Here is an 18,298-nt window from a genome sequence, read left to right as displayed (position 1 = left end):
TGGGAGGACAATGTTGCGCAGCAGCGCGCAAACAGCACGCGTGGACAACCGGGCAAATACCGCGGTGGCGCAGGGCGCCGCCGGCGGTGCCGCCGCGCGGTCAGGTCGTGCTTGGCCCGGTCACGGCGCCGAGATTCTCGTGCAGCCGGCGCAGCAGGTCGATCAGCACCTCGCGCTCGTCCTTCTTCAGGCACGACAGCAGCCGCCGCTCGCGCTCCAGCGCCGCGACGATGACCCTGTCGTGGATGGCGCGGCCGCGCGCGGTCAGCGTGATCGAATGGGTGCGGCCGTCGTCGGGCGCGGTGCGGATCGTCAGCAGGCCGCGCTTCTGCAGCGCCGCGAGGTTGCGGCTGACCGGGCCCTTGTCGAAGCCGATCACCTGGCAGATGCGGGAGGCAGGAATCCCCGGCTCGATCGCCAGTTGCGAGATGATTCGCCACTCGGTGACGTTGACGCCGAAATTCTTCTGGTAAAATGCGGTGGCGCTGTTCGACAGCTTGTTGCCGATGAAGGTGATGAACGCCGGCACATAGCGATTGAGGTCCAGCAGCGGGCCATCGGTGGCATCTGCGGGATCGGCCGGTTTGGGCCGGCGGGGCTTTCGGGGGAGGGGCTGGCTGCTCATTTCCCAAATCATCGCTGCGAAACTGTTCGGGAGCAATAGACATGCGGCCCGTATTGACAAGATCAAACCTCGGGAGGTCCTGATGACTGCAACAGAAGCTGCGTCCATCCCGCATCTCGACGTCGATCCGTTCGCGCTCGAGTTCTTCGCCGACCCGTTCCCGACCCATGAACGGCTGCGCGAGGCCGCACCCGTGGTCTATCTCGACAAGTGGAATGTCTATGGCGTGGCGCGCTATGCCGAGGTCCGTGCGGTCCTGAACGATCCCGCGACCTTCTGCTCCAGCCGCGGCGTGGGCCTCAGCGACTTCTCCAGGGAGAAGCCCTGGCGGCCGCCGAGCCTGATCCTGGAGGCTGACCCGCCGGCGCATACCCGCACCCGCGCGGTGCTGAGCAGCGTGCTGTCGGCGACCGTGATGAAGCAGCTTCGCGGGCGATTTGCCGCCGCGGCGGAGGCCTGCATCGATGCGCTGCTGGAGAAGCGCCGTTTCGATGCGATCGAGGACCTCGCGGAAGCCTATCCGCTGTCGATCTTCCCGGATGCGCTGGGCCTGCGGCCGGAGGGCCGCGAGAATCTGCTGCCTTACGCAAGCCTGGTGTTCAATGCCTTTGGGCCGCCGAACGAACTGCGCAAGCAGGCGATCGAGCGCTCCGCGCCGCACCAGGCCTATATTTCCGAACAGTGTCAGCGCGACAATCTCACCCCGGGTGGCATCGGCGCCTGCATCCACGCCCATGTCGATAGCGGTGCCATTACCGCGACCGAGGCACCGCTGCTGGTGCGCTCGCTGCTATCGGCCGGTCTCGACACGACCGTCAACGGCATCGGCGCCGCCGTCTACTGCCTTGCCCGCTTCCCCGACCAGTTCCAGAAGCTCCGCGGCGATCCGACGCTGGCGCGCAACGCCTTCGAGGAAGCCGTGCGGTTCGAAAGTCCGGTCCAGACTTTCTTCCGCACCACGACCCGCGACGTCGAGCTCAGCGGGGCCACCATTCCCGAAGGCGAGAAGGTGCTGATGTTCCTGGCTGCGGCCAACCGTGACCCGCGCCGCTGGGAGGCGCCCGACAGCTACGACATCACGCGTCGTACCTCGGGCCATGTCGGCTACGGCTCGGGCATCCATATGTGCGTCGGCCAACTCGTCGCCCGCCTCGAAGGCGAAGTGATGATGGCGGCGCTGGCGCGCCGTGTCGCCAGGATCGAAATCACAGGCGAGCCGAAGCGCCTGTTCAACAACACGCTGCGCGGGCTCAGCAGCCTGCCGGTCGAGATCACGCCGGCCTGATGAGACGCTCAAGACCGCCAATAGGTTGGTCTAAGGAAACATAGGAGGGGATACGATGAGGGGCTTTGGGGTTGGGCGATTTGGGATCGGACTTGCGCTGGCATTGGCCTGCGCCGCCGGCAGCGCACGTGCGGAGATTTCCGACAATGTCGTGCGCGTCGGCGTGCTCAACGACATTTCCGGCATCTTCCAGGACACCAACGGCATGGGCTCGGTGGAAGCCGCGCGGATGGCCGCGGAAGATTTCAACGGCGGCGGCAAGGGCATCAAGGTCGAGATCGTCTATGCCGATCACCAGAACAAGGCTGACGTTGGATCCGCGATCGCGCGCAAATGGCTCGATGTCGAAGGCGTCGACGCCATCGTCGACGTGCCGAACTCGGCGGTCGGGCTCGCCATCAACACCGTGCTGCGCGACTCCAGGATGACGTTCCTGGCGTCGTCGACCGCAAGCTCCGACCTCACCGGCAAGGCCTGCTCGCCGAACACCATTCAATGGGTCAACGACGCCTGGGCGACCGGCAACACCACCGCGGCCGCGATGATGCAGCGCGGCGGCAAGGACTGGTACTTTGTGACCGTCGACTACGCACTCGGCAAGGGCATCGAAGCTGAGGCGACGAACTACATCGAGAAGCACGGCGGCAAGGTGCTGGGATCGAGCAAGCATCCGCTCGGCACGTCGGACTTCGCGTCCTTCCTGCTGCAGGCGCAGAACTCGAAAGCAAAGGTGATCGGGCTCGCCAATGCCGGCGGCGACACCATCAACGCGGTGAAGCAGGCGGCCGAGTTCGGCATTCAGGAGGGCGGCCAGACCATGGTGGCGTTCCTGCTGTTCGTGAACGACGTCCACGGCATGGGCCTGAAGGTCGCGCAGGGCCTGCAACTGCTCGAGGCCTTTTACTGGGACATGAACGACGACACCCGCGCGTTCGCAAAACGCTTCGCCGCACGGCCCGGCATGAACGGCAAGATGCCGAGCGGCAACCAGGCCGGCGTCTATGCCTCGACGCTCGCCTATCTCAACGCGGTTGCCGCGACCGGCGGCGACGACGCCAAGGTCGTGGTGCCGCAGATGAAGACCTTCAAGGGCAAGGACAGGCTGTTCGGCGAGACCACGATCCGCCAGGACGGCCGCGTCATCCACCCGATGTACCTGTTCGAGGTGAAGAAGCCGGAGGAGTCGAAGTACCCCTACGACTATTACAAGCTGATCGCGACCATCCCGGCCGATGAGGCGTTCCGGCCGCTGGCCGACGGCGGCTGCGCGCTGGTGAAGTGAGGATCGCTGCCGCGGACGCGACCACATCCTCCCCTGGAGGGGGAGGATCGGTTTGCATGAAATGCAAACCGAGGTGGGGTGAAGTCCCTCCAGTCGAACAGTGCCCGTGTTGAGAGATCACCCCACCCCGGTTCGCACGTCGCTTCGCTCGTTGCGATCCGACCCTCCCCCTCCAGGGGAGGGTGACAGGCAAGAGGACTCTCGATGCGGCGTACTGGATGGAGAGACCGCAACCCATCACCCGGATCGCATTTCGCTTCGCATCATGCGTTCCGGCCTCTCCCACGAGGGGAGAGGCTGACCAAACGTGCGGCGTGCTGTTCGCGACTAACTATGCAGCCTTCGCAGCTCCATCACCGGCCTTCACTCGCCCCAGCATCTCGGCCGCCGTCATCACATGCGCGGTCGAGAATGCGAGGATCGTCAGCGTGGCGCGGTGCACTTCTTCGGCGGACAGGGCGCCCTGACCGACATCCGGATAGTCGAACGTGCCCGTCGCATCCGACAGGAACACGACCTTGTAGTTGTGGAACATGGCGTCGCGCGCGGTGGCGTGGCAGCAGTTCTCGGTCGTCGTCCCCGAAATGATGACCGTCGTGATGCCCCATTCGCGCAGGATGAGGTCGAGGTCGGTGGCGAAGAACGCGCTGTAGCGGTGCTTCTTGATGACGTGCTCGCCCGGTGCGGGCGCAAGGTCGTTGAAGATCTGGACGCCTTCGGTGCCGTCGACCAGCGACGAGCGATCGGCGATCGGCGAATAGAGATCGTCATAGAGCCCCATGTCGCTGCCGTCGCGGCGATGCACATGGGCGGTGTAGATGACGCGGATGCCCTTGTCGCGGCAGGTCTTCAGCGTCTGCGCCAGAAGCGGCACCATGGCGGCGGCCTGCGCCGACCGCAGCTTGGCGCCCTCGGCCACGAAATCGTTCTGCATGTCGACCACGATCATGACGGTGCTGGCGGGATCGATGATTTCGCATTGGTAGCCCATGTGGTGTCTCCTCTCCTGAAGGGAGACCTTTTCTACATCCGTGACGGCAGCCGTTCTTGGCTGCGCTGGCCAGTCGCTGGACTCTGCTTGCCAGAAGCGGGGGCCGGACGCAGAATATCCCGCTGCCGGGTTGGGCGGGAGCAAGGTCCGATGCAGATCCCAGATCACATAGTTGTCGCGCAAACGCTTGTCGCGCCGGGTGACAGCTTTGACCGCTGGCATCACGTCACCTGCCGCGAATTCTCGCTGACCGAATGCCGCCGCGTCGCGGACGAGGCATTTCAGGCAGCGATCTCGATCCGCCATTTCGGGCCGCTCGCGATCAACGACATCTGGTCGTCGACACCGGCTGCCGACCGCATCCGGGTGATGCGCAGCGCGAGCGATGTCCGAAGGGACCCGCGCGATTATTTCATGCTGTGGCTCACCTTGCGCGGCGAGGTCAGCTTCGCGCAAGGCGGACGCGAGGTGCGCATGCGCCGGGGCGATCTCATGCTGCATGACCAGGCGCAGCCGTTCACGCTGGAATTCGCCCCGAGTGCGCGTTCGATCATGGTGTCGATCCCGCGGCCGCTGCTGCTCGCGCGTCTGCCGGATGCGCAGCGGTTGACGGCACGGCGGGTCGGCAACGCTTCGAAAGTGGGCGCGCTGGCGGGATCGTTGATCCGCCGGCTGACGCGCCTCGATGACGAGGCCGGGCCTGCTGCGATAAGGCTTGGCACCTCAGTGCTCGATATCTTCGCGACCACGCTGCAGACCGAGCTGACGGACGACGTGCCGCAGCGCGGCGACGAACGGCTGGCGCGGGTCAAGGCTTATATCGTGGCTAATCTCGACGATCCCGAGCTCGATCTTGATACGATCGCCACCGCGCAGAACATGGCGCCGCGCACGCTCAATCGCCTGTTCGCGCGCGAAGGCACGACGCCGATCCGCTGGCTGTGGCAGCAGCGCCTCGCCGGCGCCTATCAGGCGCTGGCCGAACGGCGCTTCAGCCATGTCACCGATGCGGCGCTCAGCTTCGGCTTCAGCGACGTCTCGCATTTCAGCCGCGCCTTCAAGGCCGCGTTCGGCCGCTCGCCGCATCAGGTGATGGGCTGACGCTGTATCCACCAGTGCAGCTGCGGGGCGGCACGGAGCGATCGCCACTCGTCGACCGGTTCGCATTCCGCCTCGCTTCATGCGGCCCGCCTCGCGCACAAGGCGAGAGGCGATCCGAGATCAGCAGCACCCTTTGCTGCGTGCATCACTGAAGACACTATTTCGCCGGAGGCGCCTTCGGGAAGGCCGACACCATCCGGATCTTCCAATTTCCGCCCTGGTTGACATACGCCCCGGTCCAGCGGCCAGCCACATCAAGCGGCTCGCCATTCTGGTTCTTGCCGGTGATGTGATATTCGCCCGTCGCGATAGCCGTATCGGTTCCCAACGGCAGGGCCTCGTCCACCGTTATTTCATTGTGGTTGAAGCCGGCCTTGAACATGCCCTCATAGGTCTGGACGATGTCGGTGTGTGACCCGGTCGCATTGACCACCATCCCGCCGGGCGCATAGAGCGCAGCGATTCCGGCACCATTCTGCTTGTTGAAGCTGTCGGCATAGGTTGCCGCGACCTTCTCGAACTGTTGCTTCAGACTTTCATCGCCAGCGGTCGCGGTCGCAGGCATCGCGAGCAACGCAATGAACAGATATAAGGCGGAAGACATTCGCATTGCATTCCCTCCTTAAAGTCATTGTTGAAGATCTGTCTCGGCCAGCCGGGACTGCGATGGTGTAGCACATCAACTATCGATGAGAGCTGCCCGCGCGCCGCGATACGGCAGTGCTGCTGGCTAAGAGGGGGTAGTCCCGCTGGCGGAGCCGCGGGGCTCCGCCATCGCCGCATGCGCCGCTGCGCTCGCTCGGCACAAGCAGAGCGACAATCCGAAGTTGTGACGAAGCCTACCTCACGGCGCGCAAGCAAAACTCGCCGCCGCGGTGAGCGGCCCTGCCTTGTAATGCGGCCATGTCGGCCAGCGGCACAATGGCAGCGCGCGGACTGTGTCGAAGGACGGCGCCTCGGCTTTCTGCTCGCGCACGTCGAGATCGCCGGGCGCCTTGCCGTTCTCGACCCAGTCGACCAGCACGGCCAGCATGTCGACATTGGCGGGTGCGCCGGAGCCGACATGGTCGACGCCGGGGGCGGTGTAGAGCCGGGCGAACTCCGCGACCTTGTCCTTGCCGAGCGTCTTTTCGACGTTCTCGAAGTAGCGGATCCCGGCATAGGGGCTTTGCGCGTAGTCGGACATGTGTTCGAGGATCACGAGCTTGCCGCCGTGGGCGTGGAAGCGCGTGAGGTCCGGATCGGTGGAATCCATCAGCGCGGAGACCTCCAGCACGCGCGCCTTGTGGTCCTCGGGCTTGTAGGTCGTGACGTCGAGTTTCGGGTCGCGGGCGAAAACGTACTGAATGCCGCCGGCGCCGTAGATCCAGGCGATGCCGTTGGTCGGAGCCGGCGGCTGCGCCGGCGCCGTGGCGCCGAGCCACCAGGCCTTCCAGCCGCCGGTCGGGCCGAACGCCGGCGTATTCTCGCCCGACACGCCCCAGCCCGGATAGTCGTCGAGGCCGTTGGCGAGCGGGAACGAGAATTTATACGACGCATGCAGCGTCTCGATCGCCGCAATCTGCTTGTCGGTCAGGCAGTCGTCGCCGCTCTGCCCCGCGGCGCATGCCAGCATGGCCGGCTTGAACGCGGACTTGCAGCCGACGGGATCCTGCACCAGCGCGTCGTCGGAGCCGTCCTGCGTGTCGCAGGCCTTCAGCACGGCGTCGGCCACGAGCTTGACCTGCGCCGGCCTGATCCAGCCGTCGCCCATCGTCACGAGGCCGGAGCGGGTGCCGGCATGCTGCAACCCGACCCAGTTGATCACGGGAACGCGCGCGAAGATGCCGTCGAAATCGTCGGGGTAACGCTGCGCCATGGTCAGCGCCTCACGACCGCCTTCGGACGATCCCATGAAATACATCTTCGTCGGCGGCTTGCCGTAGGCGCGGACCGTCAGCGCCCGCGCGGCGTCGCGCACCTTCTTGTAGGCCTTGTGCGAAAAATTCTCGAACGCCTCGTCGTTGAGCGCGAACAGCTGCGGCGGCTCGCCGGGCTTCTGCTCGTGGCCGGAATCGGTGCCGACGGTGACGAAGCCGAGCGCCAGCGGCGAGGCCTTGTCGAATGGATAGGCCGGCGGCAGGCCGAGGCCTGATATCAGCACGCCGTTGAAGCCGCCGCCGCCATATTGCAGCGAACGGCCGTTCCACTCGACGGGCAAGTTGACCTCGAACTTGATCGGCGGCGCGGCAGGATCGGTCGGTGTGATCTGCCCGAGCGCCTTGCAGAAGGCGGGATTGGCCGGGATGATACGCGCTGCGGGCGTCGGCGCCTTCTCGGCGATCGCGAGCGGCGTCGGCGTTTGCAGCGTCGCTGCATCGATCTTGACGGCGCCGTCGACGGGACCGGCAAGGCCGCTGCAGGTTGTCGCGGGGTCACCAGTCATCTCCGTCGCGAACGCGGCCGAAGCGCACGACATCAACGTGACAAGTGAAGCCGCGAACGCCCATGCGCGCGCATCGATCTGCATTGTTTCCTCTCCGCCCGGATTGTTATTGTTGCCAGGGCAAGTATTTCACGCACGGCCTTGCCGCACAATGGTTGAACGCAGTTCCGTCATCGCTGAGGTGCGAGCGTAGCGAGCCTCGAAGGATGAATCGGCCACCAGCCGGGCCGCCGATCCATCGAGACGCGCGTGCCGCGCTCTCAGGATGACGGAGATAGAGTGAGTGCGCGTGACCCGCGAGGCCTACTGCGCCACCTTGCTGCTGCCTTGGGTGATCAGTCGTGCGGCACGCTGGTCGCGGGTGTGGATCCAGAGCCAGTTCATCGCCACCGCAATCCGATGGCGCACGCCGATCAGGAAGTAGATGTGGGCGAGGCCCCAAATCCACCATGCCAGTGAGCCGCGCAGCTTGAGCCAGCCGAAGTCGATCACCGCCTTCTTCTTGCCGATCTGCGCGAGGCTGCCGGCATGCTTGTAGCGGAACGGCGGCAGCGTCTTGCTGTCGAGCCGGGCCTTGATCAGTGCGGCGACGTAGCGCCCCTCCTGCTTCGCGGCCGGCGCGATGCCGGGCACCGGATTGCCGTCGGGACCCTTGATCGTGACGGTGTCGCCGACCGCGAAGATGTCGGGATGGCCGGGCACGGTCAGATCCGGCTCGACCTGCAGCCGATGGGCGCGGTCGGCCGGCGCGTTCAGCCATTCGGCGGCGCGCGAGGCGCGCACGCCGGCGGCCCACACGATGGTGCGCGCCTCCAGCCTCTTGCCGCCGAACACGACGCCGTCGGCCGAGCATTCGGTGACCGGCTCGCCCAGCATCACCTCGACGCCGAGTTTTTCCAGCGACGCTTGCGCATAGGCCGAGAGATCGTCGGGAAATCCTGCCAGCACGCGCGGGCCGGCCTCGATCAACACCACGCGCGCCTTCCGCGTGTCGATGTGACGAAAGTCCTGCGGCAGTGTGTCCTTGGCGAGGTCGGCGATGGTGCCGGCCATCTCGACGCCGGTCGGCCCGGCGCCGATGATGACGAAGGTCAGCAACGCCGCACGCTTGTCGGGATCAGTCTCGCGCTCGGCGCGCTCGAAGGCGACGAGGATACGCCGCCGCAGCGTGGTGGCGTCCTCCAGCGTCTTCAGGCCTGGCGCGAACGGCTCCCATTCGTCATGGCCGAAATAGGCGTGGCGCGCACCGGTGGCGAGGATCAGCGTGTCATAGGGAATGCTGCCGCCGTCGTCGAGCTGCACTTGCTTGTTCGCAGCGTCGACGCCGCAGACATTGGCGAACAGCGTCGTCACCTCGGGCCGGTCGCGCAAGAGATAGCGGATCGGCCACGCGATCTCGCTTGTCGCAAGCGACGCGGTCGCGACCTGATAGAGCAGCGGCTGGAACAGATGGTGGTTGCGACGATCGATCAGCGTGATCTCGACCGGCGCGCCTGACAGGCCGAAGGCGGCTTCCAGCCCGCCGAAGCCGGCGCCGACGATCACCACGCGATGAGGTTTGGCCGGCGCTTGCGTCATCTGATGTCGCCCTCGGTTTCGAACGGCTTCGTCATTTGATTATGTAGTCATTCGCAGCCTCATTCCAATACGAATTGCCTGATCACCCGATAGCGAAACCCAATCGCTGTGCGCCTCACGCGTCCTGCGACGCAGTCGTGGCGACGACCGGCCGCCGCATCGGCAGGAACAGTCCCGCGACCGCGCCGGCGAACGATAGCGTTGCCGCAAGGCTCATCGCCGCAGCAAATCCGCTCGTGAAATGTCCGGACGAATCGGCCGTGCCATTGGCGGAGAAGGTCGCGACCAGTGCCGCGATGCCGAACATCCCGCCGAGGAAACGGCCCATGTTGAACACGCCCGACGCCTTGCCCATCTCGCTGACGGCGACCGCGCTCAGCACCGCGTTCTGCGCGGCCGGCATCGCCATCGAGACGCCGACGCCGGCGAGCATCAGTGGTGCGACCAGCGCGGAGTAGGGCATCGACGGGGTGACGATCTCGCCGATCCAGCCGAGCCCGATCGCCTGCATCAGGAGTCCGGTGACGACAAGCGTGCGTTCGCCGAACCGGTTGACCACGGCGCCGGCGATCGGCGCCGTGACGAACAGCGTCGCCGTCCACGGCAACAGCCGTAGCCCGGCACCGAAGGCGTCGAAGCCGAGCGCGATCTGCAGGAATTGCGGCAGCAGGAACAGCACGCCATACATCGCGGCATAGAACAGCACGCTTGCGGCGATGCCGGCCGCGAACGGTCTGGCCGCGAACAGCCGCATCGGCACCATCGGGCTGGCCGCACGCAGCTCCCACAGCACGAACATCGCTGCCAGCGCGGCGCCGGCGATCAGCGCACCCGTCACTTCCGCGCTCGCCCATCCGGCGCTGTTGCCGCGCAACAGGCCCCAGACCAGTGCCAGCGCCGCGAGCGCGACCAGCGACAGTCCGGTGATGTCGAGCGGCGCGGTTGGCCCGAAGCTCTCGCGCAGGCGCGCCAGCACGAGGGCAATCGCGACGAGGCCGATCGGCAGGTTGATCCAGAAGATCCAGCGCCAGCCGAGATGTTCGGTGATGAAGCCGCCGATCGCGGGGCCGATGATCAGCGCGCATCCGGTGATGCCGCTGAAAATGCCGAGCGCGCGGGCACGCTCCTCGCGGCCGAACGCGCCGCTGAGGATCGCCATCGCCAGCGGCATCACCAGCGCCGCGCCTGCGCCCTGCAAAGCGCGCGCGGCGATCAATGCCGCGGCGTCGCCGGCCAGCGCGCAGGCCGCGGAGGCCACGACGAACAGGCCGATCCCGGCTGCAAACATCCTGCGCCGACCAAAACGGTCGCCGAGCGCCGCGCCGGTCAGGAGCAGCACCGCGAAGGTCAGATTGAAGGCGTTCACGGTCCATTGCAGCGTCTCCACGGCGCTGCCGAAATCGGCGCGGATGGTGGCGAAGGCCGTGGTCATGATCATGGCGTCCAGCGCCATCATGAAGGATGCCAGCGCGGTGAGGCCGAGCACCCAGCGCTGCTCGTTGCGCTCTCGTGGGGTTTGCATGGTCGTTCTCCGTTGGCGTGCCGCTGGGTTGCGGCGCGCTCGTCGACAAGACGATCCGGGATGGGCAAAGGATGCGGCAAAGAATTATTTTCGAATTATTTTTGCCGGACCGCATCCTTTGACCGCCGGCAAACGTCCTTGGGTATGACGCGGCCTGTTCGGGCCGCAGAACCAGGCCAAGGAGGCTGCGATGAGACGGACCCTGATCAGGTACAAGACCAAGCCGGAAATGGCGGACAAGAATGCCGCGCTGGTTGCGGCGGTGTTCGCCGAGCTGAAGGCGGCAAACCCGGATGGCGTGCGCTATATGACCCTGCGGCTGGAGGACGACACCTTCATCCATATGGTCGAGACCGCGGCCGATGACGGCTCGAGCCCGATCCCGAAGCTGGCGGCCTTCCAGGCCTTCCAGGACGGCATCCGCGATCGTTGCGCCGAGCCGCCGCTGGTTCGCTGTGCTGTGATTGTCGGAAACTATCGTATGCTGGATGCGCCGTGAACCGGGTGAACCGACTTGCCTTGAAGCGATCTGGCGGAGCCATCATGACGTCACCACCCCAAGCGCCGGCCGCGACCGAGGTCGAGGCGCTGCTGGCGGCGATGCGGCCAAGGCTGCATCGCTACTGCGCCCGCATGGTCGGATCGGTCATCGACGGCGAGGATGTGCTGCAGGACGCGCTGATCAAGGCGATGGAAGCCTTCGCGCCTGCAGCCCCGATCCAGCACCCGGAAGCTTGGCTGTTCCGGATCGCGCACAACACCGCGCTCGATTTCCTCAGGCGGCGCAACCGCCAGGAAGCGCTCCACGCGCCGGAGGAGGTGGACATGATGGCCGGAGACCTTGACGACGTCGGCCGCCGTGAGATCGCAGCAAGCAGCCTGCGCACCTTCATGCGGCTGCCGGTTGCGCAGCGTTCCAGCGTGATCCTGATGGATGTTCTCGGCTGCTCGTTGCAGGAAGTCTGCGGCATCATGGATTTCAGCCTGCCCGCGGTGAAGGCCACGCTGCACCGCGGACGCACGCAACTGCGCGCGTTCTCCCGCGAGCCCGACGATGCGCCGCGGCCCGGCCTGTCGCCGGCCGATCGCACCAGGCTGAACGCCTATGTCGGCCGCTTCAACGACCGCGACTTCGATGCCATCCGCGCCATGATCGCCGATGACATCAGGCTCGAGCTTGTCAACAAGACACGGCTGAACGGCAAGGCCGAGGTGTCACGCTACTTCGGCAATTATTCGAAGATCGACGACTGGCACCTGGTGACCGGACAGGTCGAGGGACGTCCCGCGATCCTGGTGTTCAATCCGAGCGCACAGGGTGGGCCGCCGCGATCGTTCATGCTGCTCGACTGGTCGGCCGACAAGGTCGCGACCATCCGGGATTTCCGCCACGCGCCCTATGCGATCGACGGCGCCGAGTGGGCGGTGGATCAAGGGTGATCGGCCTTCAACGCGTGGCGCCGTGACGGCGCCACAAACTCCGCGTCGTCCCGGACAAGCGAAGCGCGATCCGGGCCCCATAACCACGAATGGTCATTGGTTTGCGATGCTGGGGCCACAGCTCGCTCCGACAACACAGGACGGTGGTTATGGGTCCCTGCTTTCGCAGGGACGACGGTAGCGTGCGCGGTCGCTAGCGCGTCTTTCCGCCGAACTCGCCGTTGGCGATGCGCGCAACCCGGCTGCCGGCTGCGGCGGGTGCGCTGTTTCTTTCAAACAGCCCGTCGCCGCCGGTCTCGCGCGGCAACGGCGGCGCTTCTTCGGAGCGGCTGCCCGGCCAGAACGTCAGGACGAAGTTCATCGCGGCATTGGCGAGCGCACCGACCACCGTTCCGGTGTGCTGGTAGGTCAGCGCGTATTCGGGAAATCGTCCGGCAATGGCCTTGTCGAGCACGATGAGGGCGATCCATGCCGTCATCACACAGACCGGATCCCATCCGATGTCACGCACCCGCATCGACTGCAGCAGGAAGCAGACAACGAGCAGGCCATAGAAGGCAATGATCAATGCGGAGCTGTTCGATGCCTGCGCCAGCAGCACGTCCGTCCTGCCGCGCGGCACATTGCCCGTGATCCCGTAGACCAGCATCACAAAGCCAAGGCCCGCCACCAAGGTGCAGAAGAAAAAGGCCAACCGGCCCATCCGGGCGTTGAAGCCGAAGATATAGTTCAACATGCGACGCATCCCTTTGGACCCAGCGTCGCCCGGTGATGCTTTCAAGACCATGAAGCCCGCAGCGCCTTCGCCGGCCCGTGGTTTCCGGGTGCTTTACCGGATCGTTAAAGCCTGCTGCTGTTCTCCTCGGCCTACATCGGGCCCTGCGACAATCGTTGCCTACGCAACCGGCATTATATTTCTTGCAATGGTCGATTTGGACGAATTATGATGCAAGGTGCTGGGGTATGCACCGAAGGTTCTAATCGGGAGCCGTCGGTTCGTGCTTGCTGCACACTTGCGATATCGCGCACAAAACACGTCACAGAACGGCGCGCGCAAAGCGTGACCCCCGGGCCCTCGTGATCAAGCCTGGCGGGATCTTTGGTTGAGGAGGGGAGTGAATATGAAAAAGGCATTCTGGCTGGCAGGCGCCATGGCTTTGGCGCTCGCGCAGCCCGCGACGGCGGCTGACAGCGTCAGGATCGGCTTTGTCTCGACCTTCAGCGGTCCGACCGCCGTGATCGGCAACGACATGCGCAATTCGTTCGAGCTCGCGCTCGACCACCTTGGCCGCAAGATCGATGGCAAGCCGGTCGAGGTGATCTACGAGGACGACCAGCAGAAGCCCGACGTCGGCAAGCAGAAGACCGAGAAGCTGGTGCAGTCCGACAAGGTCGATTTCATCGTCGGCTACATCTGGTCGAACGTGCTGCTGGCGTCGCTGAAGACCGCGGTCGATTCGAAAACCTTCCTGATCTCGGCCAATGCCGGTCCGTCGCAGCTCGCCGGCGAATTGTGCTCGCCTTACGTGTTCTCGACCTCCTGGCAGAACGACCAGACGCCCGCCGCGATGGGCCTCTACATGAACCAGAAGGGCGTCAAGTCGGTGTTCCTGATCGGCCCGAACTATGCCGCCGGCAAGGACATGCTCGCGGGCGTGAAGAGCACCTTCAAGGGCGAGGTGGTCGGCGAGGAATACACGGTGTGGCCGAGCCAGCTCGACTTCTCCGCCGAGCTGACCAAGGCGCGCAACTCCAAGGCCGAGTCGATTTTCGTGTTCTATCCGGGCGCCGCCGGCGTCCAGTTCCTGAACCAGTACGCCCAGGCCGGCATCAAGGCGCAGATCCCGCTCTATACCGCCTTCACCGTCGACGAATTGTCGCTGCCGCTGCAGAAGGACAACGCGATTGGCATTCCCGGCGCGCAGGAATGGGTCAACGACCTGCCGAACGCCGAGAACAAGAAGTTCGTCGAGGACTATCGCAAGAAGTATCCCGGCCTGCGCCCGACCTATTACGGCGCCCAGGCCTATGACGCCGCCCAGCTGATCAACAGCGCCGTCGTCGCGGTGAAGGGCGACCTCACCAAGAAGGACGCCATGAAGGCGGAGATGGAGAAGGCCAACTTCAAGTCGCTGCGCGGCCCGTTCAAGTATGGCAACAACCACATCCCGATCCAGAACTTCTACCTGCAGGACGTGGTCAAGGACGCCGACGGCCAGCTCTCGCTGAAGACGGTCGCGACCATCGTCAAGGACGACCAGGACAAATTCCACGACAAGTGCGCGATGAAGTGAGGGGCGGGCGCCTTTTGGCGCGCGGCTTGCTTTCTTCACCTCGCCCCGCTCTTGCGGGGAGAGCATGGGCCGCCTCCGGTGGCCGTTCTTGACGAAGGACGCCGAAGCGCAGCTTCGGCTATGCGCGAAGCAATCCGGTGAGGGGGACTCTCCACGAGTCCGGTCTGCGGAGGCAGCCCCTCACCCCAACCCTCTCCCCGCAAGAGCGGGGCGAGGGAGAACGCGCAGCGTGCAACGCGACTGCGCGCGCACTGCCCCTGTTTTGTTTCAGCCCATTGAAGGATCCATGTATCTCGTCGTCGAACAACTGCTGAACGGCCTGCAATTCGGCCTGCTGCTGTTCCTGCTGGCGGCCGGACTGACGCTGGTGTTCGGCATCATGGATTTCGTCAATCTGGCGCACGGCTCGCTCTATATGATGGGCGCCTATTTCGCGGCGACCTTCGTGGCCTGGACCGGCAGTTTTGTACTCGGCGCGCTGCTGGCGCTTGGCGCCACGCTGCTGCTCGGCATCGTGCTGGAATATGTCGCGCTCCGGCATCTCTACGGCCGCGACCATCTCGACCAGGTGCTGGCAACGTTCGGCCTGATCCTGTTCTTCAACGACGCCGTCCGGCTGATCTGGGGCCCGGCCGGCCTCGCGCTGCCGCTGCCGGCCTGGCTCACCGTGCCGGTGCAGATCATTCCCGGCGTGTTTTACCCGGCCTACCGGCTGATGATCATCGTGGTCGCGCTGGCGGTCGCCGCGATGCTCTATCTCGTCGTGATGCGCACCCGCGTCGGCATGCTGATCCGCGCCGGCGCCTCCAACCGCGAGATGATCGGGGCGCTTGGCATCAACATCAAGCTGCTGTTCACGCTGGTGTTCGGCCTTGGCGCCGCGCTTGCCGGTCTCGCCGGGCTGATGCAGGCGCCGATCCTCACCGTGCAGATCGGCATGGGCGAGAACATCCTGATCCTCGCCTTCGTCATCATCGTGATCGGTGGCATCGGCTCGATCCGCGGCGCCTTCATGGCCGCGGTCTTCGTCGGCATCATCGACACGATGGGCCGCGCCTTCCTGCCCGACCTGCTGCGCAAGGTGTTGAGCGGTGCGGCGGCCTCGACCGCGGCGCCGGCGCTGTCCTCGATGCTGATCTATCTCTTGATGGCGATCATCCTTGTGCTGCGGCCCGAGGGGCTGTTCCCGGCGGCCAAACGATGATGCCCAAGCTCAACGCCTCCAATGCCGTCGCGGCGCTGCTGTGCGCCGCGCTGGTCCTGCTGCCGGTCTATTCGGCTGTCACCGGCAATATCTTCATCCTCACGCTGTTCACCCGCATCGCGATCTATGCGCTGGCGGCGGCGAGCCTCAATCTGATCATGGGCTATGGCGGCATGATGAGCTTTGGCCATGCCGCCTATCTCGGCATCGGCGGCTATGCCGTCGGCATCCTCGCCGCCGAGGGCATCGGCTCCGGCTTCATCCAGTGGCCGGTGGCGCTCGCGGTCTCGGCGCTGTTTGCGCTTCTGATCGGCGCGCTCTCGCTGCGCACCCGCGGCGTCTACTTCATCATGATCACGCTGGCCTTTGCGCAGATGGCCTATTACGTCGCCTCCGCGCTGTCGCGCTACGGCGGCGACGACGGGCTGACCGTCTACAAGCGCAGCGATTTCGCCGGCCTGATCAATCTGTCGGACCGCAACCAGTTCTATTATCTCTGTCTCGCCTGCCTGTTCGGCGGCCTCTATCTGATCTGGCGCATCGTCAATTCGCGCTTCGGCCTCGTGGTGCAGGGCGTCCGCTCCAATGAGCAGCGCATGCAGGCGATCGGCTTCCATGCCAACCGCTACCGCCTGGTCTGTTTCGTCATCGCCGGCACGATCTGCGGCCTGGCCGGCGCGCTGCTTGCCAACAACACCGACTTCGTCAGCCCTGCCGTGATGTACTGGACCCGCTCCGGCGACCTCATGGTGATGGTGATCCTCGGCGGCATGGGCTCGCTGTTCGGCCCTGTCGTCGGCGCGATCGTCTATCTGCTGCTCGAGGAGCTGCTGTCCCAGTTCACCGAATATTCGGGACTGATCCTCGGCCCGGTGCTGCTGTTGATCGTGCTGTTCGCGCGCGGTGGCATCATGGGCCTGCTCGGGAGGATGAACCGTGGCTGATTCCCTGCCTGATCCCTTGCTGCGCGTCGACAATCTGGTGCGCCGCTATGGCGGCATCACCGCGACCGACAACCTCTCGATGGAGGTCATTCCGGGCGAGCTGCACGCCATCATCGGCCCCAACGGCGCCGGCAAGACCACGCTGATCAGCCAGCTCACCGGGCAGGTGATGCCGAATTCCGGCACCATCTACTTCGCAGGCCGCGATGTTACGCACCTGCCGTCCTACAAGCGCAGCCGGCTTGGGCTGGCGCGCTCGTTCCAGATCACCTCGCTGCTGAAGGATTTCTCCGCGATCGACAATGTCGCGCTCGCGGCGCAAGCGCATGACGGCCACTCGTTCCGCTTCTGGGGCAATGCGCGCAAGGAGCGGCATTTGCGCGCCACCGCGCGCGCGGCGCTGGAGCGCGTCGGCCTCGGCCAGCGCGCCGATATCGTGGTCTCGCAATTGAGCCATGGCGAGCAGCGCGAGCTCGAGCTCGCGGTCGCGCTCGCCACCAAGCCGCAGCTTTTGCTGCTCGACGAGCCGATGGCAGGGCTCGGCGTCACCGAATCCGCGCGGATGGTCGCGTTGCTGAAGGAGCTGCGCAAGGAAGTCACCATCGTGCTGGTCGAGCACGACATGGAGGCGGTGTTCGCGCTCGCCGACCGCATCACGGTCTTGGTCTATGGCCGCGTCATCGCCTGCGGCGTGCCGGACGCGATCCGCAAGGACGAAGAGGTCAAGCGCGCCTATCTCGGCGATCAGCATGCGGTGACGCGCCATGGCTGATATTAAAACCGCTGAAACCCTGCTCGAAGTCGACGCGATCGAGACCTGCTACGGGTTGAGCCAGGTGCTGTACGGCCTGTCGTTGCAGATCAAAGCGGGCGAGATGGTCGCGCTGATGGGCCGCAACGGCATGGGCAAGACCACGACCATCCGCTCGATCATGGGCCTGACGCCCGCGCGATCAGGCGCCATCCGCTTCGCCGGCGAGGCGGTGCGCGGCCTGCCGTCGTACAAGATCGCAAAGCTCGGCATCGGGCTCGTGCCGGAGGGCCGCCAGATCTTTCCGAACCTGACGGTGCGCGAAAATCTCGTCGCCGCATCAGGCAATCGGCTGGGCGCCTCCGATCCCTGGACGATCGACAAGATCCATGCGCTGTTCCCGCGGCTCGCCGAACGCACCAGCAATATGGGCATCACGCTGTCCGGCGGCGAGCAGCAGATGCTCGCGATCGGCCGCGCGCTGATGACCAACCCGAGGCTCCTGATCCTCGACGAGGCCACCGAAGGCCTTGCGCCGTTGATCCGCGATGAGATCTGGAGCTGCCTGTCGATGCTGAAGGGACGCGGGCAGTCGGTGCTGGTCATCGACAAGAACGTCGGAAACCTCACCCGCATCGCCGACCGCCACTACATCATCGAGCGCGGCAAGACGGTGTGGAGCGGGACGAGCGAGCAGTTGATCGCGGAGCCGGATCTGCAGCACAAGTACCTGGGGATTTGAGGCGCAATCTGCGCACTAATTTCAACCCCGTCACCCTGAGGAGCGCGTAGCGCGTCTCGAAGGGTCGACGGCCACCGGCCGGGCCGTGCATCCTTCGAGGCTCGCAAGTGCTCG

17 protein-coding genes are annotated in these 18,298 nt (G+C 65.3%); 10 read left to right on the top strand and 7 right to left on the bottom strand.

Going from position 1 to position 18,298, the window contains the following annotated elements; all coding sequences use genetic code 11:
* Nucleotides 1–100: 100 nt before the first annotated feature.
* Nucleotides 101–625: a MarR family winged helix-turn-helix transcriptional regulator gene (locus tag JQ573_RS36425; RefSeq protein WP_249132691.1), complete on the bottom strand. Its 525-nt coding sequence runs from the start codon at nt 623–625 to the stop codon at nt 101–103.
* A gap of 82 nt (nt 626–707) precedes the next feature.
* Here JQ573_RS36425 and JQ573_RS36420 point away from each other — a divergent pair, with 82 nt between their 5' ends.
* Nucleotides 708–1,910, top strand: coding sequence for a cytochrome P450 (locus JQ573_RS36420; protein ID WP_212317096.1), 1,203 nt, complete (start codon nt 708–710; stop codon nt 1,908–1,910).
* A gap of 55 nt (nt 1,911–1,965) precedes the next feature.
* Nucleotides 1,966–3,192 carry an ABC transporter substrate-binding protein gene (locus JQ573_RS36415; RefSeq protein ID WP_249132690.1) on the top strand — a complete coding sequence of 409 codons (1,227 nt, stop codon included), beginning with the start codon at nt 1,966–1,968 and terminating at the stop codon, nt 3,190–3,192.
* 331 nt (nt 3,193–3,523) lie between these two features.
* Here the strand turns inward: JQ573_RS36415 and JQ573_RS36410 are convergent, their stop codons facing one another.
* On the bottom strand, nt 3,524–4,183 hold the full coding sequence (locus tag JQ573_RS36410; protein ID WP_212317097.1) for a cysteine hydrolase family protein: 660 nt from the start codon (nt 4,181–4,183) through the stop codon (nt 3,524–3,526).
* Between the two features lie 150 nt (nt 4,184–4,333).
* Here JQ573_RS36410 and JQ573_RS36405 point away from each other — a divergent pair, with 150 nt between their 5' ends.
* Complete coding sequence (locus JQ573_RS36405; protein WP_212317098.1) at nt 4,334–5,284, top strand: helix-turn-helix domain-containing protein; 951 nt, start codon at nt 4,334–4,336, stop codon at nt 5,282–5,284.
* A 157-nt stretch (nt 5,285–5,441) separates the two neighbouring features.
* On the opposite strand, the gene JQ573_RS36400 is transcribed toward JQ573_RS36405, so the two are convergent.
* The 4 genes from JQ573_RS36400 to JQ573_RS36385 all read right to left on the bottom strand — a co-directional run bounded on the left by JQ573_RS36400 (nt 5,442) and on the right by JQ573_RS36385 (nt 10,809).
* Nucleotides 5,442–5,849 carry a DUF4440 domain-containing protein gene (locus JQ573_RS36400; RefSeq protein ID WP_212317285.1) on the bottom strand — a complete coding sequence of 136 codons (408 nt, stop codon included), beginning with the start codon at nt 5,847–5,849 and terminating at the stop codon, nt 5,442–5,444.
* Nucleotides 5,850–6,128: 279 nt separating this feature from the next.
* A complete protein-coding gene (locus tag JQ573_RS36395) occupies nt 6,129–7,742 on the bottom strand; it encodes a tannase/feruloyl esterase family alpha/beta hydrolase (protein WP_249132695.1) in 1,614 nt (537 codons plus the stop codon).
* A 270-nt stretch (nt 7,743–8,012) separates the two neighbouring features.
* Nucleotides 8,013–9,287 carry an NAD(P)/FAD-dependent oxidoreductase gene (locus JQ573_RS36390; RefSeq protein ID WP_212317102.1) on the bottom strand — a complete coding sequence of 425 codons (1,275 nt, stop codon included), beginning with the start codon at nt 9,285–9,287 and terminating at the stop codon, nt 8,013–8,015.
* Nucleotides 9,288–9,402: 115 nt separating this feature from the next.
* Nucleotides 9,403–10,809, bottom strand: a complete 1,407-nt coding sequence (locus tag JQ573_RS36385) for an MFS transporter (RefSeq protein ID WP_212317104.1) — start codon at nt 10,807–10,809, stop codon at nt 9,403–9,405.
* A 190-nt stretch (nt 10,810–10,999) separates the two neighbouring features.
* Here JQ573_RS36385 and JQ573_RS36380 point away from each other — a divergent pair, with 190 nt between their 5' ends.
* Both JQ573_RS36380 and JQ573_RS36375 read left to right on the top strand, forming a co-directional pair.
* On the top strand, nt 11,000–11,308 hold the full coding sequence (locus tag JQ573_RS36380; RefSeq protein WP_212317106.1) for a hypothetical protein: 309 nt from the start codon (nt 11,000–11,002) through the stop codon (nt 11,306–11,308).
* Nucleotides 11,309–11,352: 44 nt separating this feature from the next.
* Entirely contained in the window at nt 11,353–12,249 is an 897-nt protein-coding gene (locus JQ573_RS36375; RefSeq protein ID WP_212317108.1) for an RNA polymerase sigma factor, read from the top strand.
* 193 nt (nt 12,250–12,442) lie between these two features.
* Here JQ573_RS36375 and JQ573_RS36370 read toward each other — a convergent pair whose 3' ends face one another.
* Complete coding sequence (locus JQ573_RS36370) at nt 12,443–13,036, bottom strand: hypothetical protein (RefSeq protein WP_249132689.1); 594 nt, start codon at nt 13,034–13,036, stop codon at nt 12,443–12,445.
* A gap of 334 nt (nt 13,037–13,370) precedes the next feature.
* Between JQ573_RS36370 and JQ573_RS36365 the strand changes: the two genes are divergently transcribed.
* The 5 genes from JQ573_RS36365 (at nt 13,371) to JQ573_RS36345 (ending at nt 18,184) form a co-directional block, all read left to right on the top strand.
* Entirely contained in the window at nt 13,371–14,543 is a 1,173-nt protein-coding gene (locus JQ573_RS36365; protein ID WP_212317110.1) for an ABC transporter substrate-binding protein, read from the top strand.
* Nucleotides 14,544–14,829: 286 nt separating this feature from the next.
* Nucleotides 14,830–15,747, top strand: coding sequence for a branched-chain amino acid ABC transporter permease (locus JQ573_RS36360; protein WP_092122984.1), 918 nt, complete (start codon nt 14,830–14,832; stop codon nt 15,745–15,747).
* On the top strand, nt 15,744–16,691 hold the full coding sequence (locus JQ573_RS36355; RefSeq protein WP_212317112.1) for a branched-chain amino acid ABC transporter permease: 948 nt from the start codon (nt 15,744–15,746) through the stop codon (nt 16,689–16,691). Before JQ573_RS36360 ends, JQ573_RS36355 begins: the two co-directional genes overlap by 4 nt.
* Before the next feature lie 4 nt (nt 16,692–16,695).
* A complete protein-coding gene (locus JQ573_RS36350; protein ID WP_212317288.1) occupies nt 16,696–17,463 on the top strand; it encodes an ABC transporter ATP-binding protein in 768 nt (255 codons plus the stop codon).
* A complete protein-coding gene (locus JQ573_RS36345) occupies nt 17,456–18,184 on the top strand; it encodes an ABC transporter ATP-binding protein (RefSeq protein WP_212317114.1) in 729 nt (242 codons plus the stop codon). The genes JQ573_RS36350 and JQ573_RS36345 overlap by 8 nt, the downstream gene beginning before the upstream one ends.
* The last annotated feature ends 114 nt before the right edge of the window (nt 18,185–18,298 follow it).

The sequence above is a fragment of the Bradyrhizobium sp. AUGA SZCCT0105 genome (assembly GCF_018129565.1).
Taxonomy (GTDB): domain Bacteria; phylum Pseudomonadota; class Alphaproteobacteria; order Rhizobiales; family Xanthobacteraceae; genus Bradyrhizobium.
The sequence above is the reverse complement of the archived record's forward strand: the minus strand, read 5'-3'. Positions and strand labels throughout refer to the sequence as shown.

Excerpts from the sequence above, each read along its gene's own strand:
- JQ573_RS36390 (WP_212317102.1), bottom strand. The coding sequence starts at position 9,287 with ATGACGCAAGCGCCGGCCAAACCTCATCGCGTGGTGATCGTCGGCGCC.
- JQ573_RS36410 (WP_212317097.1), bottom strand. The coding sequence starts at position 4,183 with ATGGGCTACCAATGCGAAATCATCGATCCCGCCAGCACCGTCATGATC.
- JQ573_RS36395 (WP_249132695.1), bottom strand. The coding sequence starts at position 7,742 with ATGTCGTGCGCTTCGGCCGCGTTCGCGACGGAGATGACTGGTGACCCC.
- JQ573_RS36345 (WP_212317114.1), top strand. The coding sequence starts at position 17,456 with ATGGCTGATATTAAAACCGCTGAAACCCTGCTCGAAGTCGACGCGATC.
- JQ573_RS36370 (WP_249132689.1), bottom strand. The coding sequence starts at position 13,036 with ATGGTCTTGAAAGCATCACCGGGCGACGCTGGGTCCAAAGGGATGCGT.
- JQ573_RS36365 (WP_212317110.1), top strand. The coding sequence starts at position 13,371 with ATGAAAAAGGCATTCTGGCTGGCAGGCGCCATGGCTTTGGCGCTCGCG.
- JQ573_RS36420 (WP_212317096.1), top strand. The coding sequence starts at position 708 with ATGACTGCAACAGAAGCTGCGTCCATCCCGCATCTCGACGTCGATCCG.
- JQ573_RS36355 (WP_212317112.1), top strand. The coding sequence starts at position 15,744 with ATGATGCCCAAGCTCAACGCCTCCAATGCCGTCGCGGCGCTGCTGTGC.
- JQ573_RS36380 (WP_212317106.1), top strand. The coding sequence starts at position 11,000 with ATGAGACGGACCCTGATCAGGTACAAGACCAAGCCGGAAATGGCGGAC.
- JQ573_RS36385 (WP_212317104.1), bottom strand. The coding sequence starts at position 10,809 with ATGCAAACCCCACGAGAGCGCAACGAGCAGCGCTGGGTGCTCGGCCTC.
- JQ573_RS36415 (WP_249132690.1), top strand. The coding sequence starts at position 1,966 with ATGAGGGGCTTTGGGGTTGGGCGATTTGGGATCGGACTTGCGCTGGCA.
- JQ573_RS36400 (WP_212317285.1), bottom strand. The coding sequence starts at position 5,849 with ATGCCTGCGACCGCGACCGCTGGCGATGAAAGTCTGAAGCAACAGTTC.
- JQ573_RS36360 (WP_092122984.1), top strand. The coding sequence starts at position 14,830 with ATGTATCTCGTCGTCGAACAACTGCTGAACGGCCTGCAATTCGGCCTG.
- JQ573_RS36425 (WP_249132691.1), bottom strand. The coding sequence starts at position 625 with ATGAGCAGCCAGCCCCTCCCCCGAAAGCCCCGCCGGCCCAAACCGGCC.
- JQ573_RS36405 (WP_212317098.1), top strand. The coding sequence starts at position 4,334 with ATGCAGATCCCAGATCACATAGTTGTCGCGCAAACGCTTGTCGCGCCG.
- JQ573_RS36375 (WP_212317108.1), top strand. The coding sequence starts at position 11,353 with ATGACGTCACCACCCCAAGCGCCGGCCGCGACCGAGGTCGAGGCGCTG.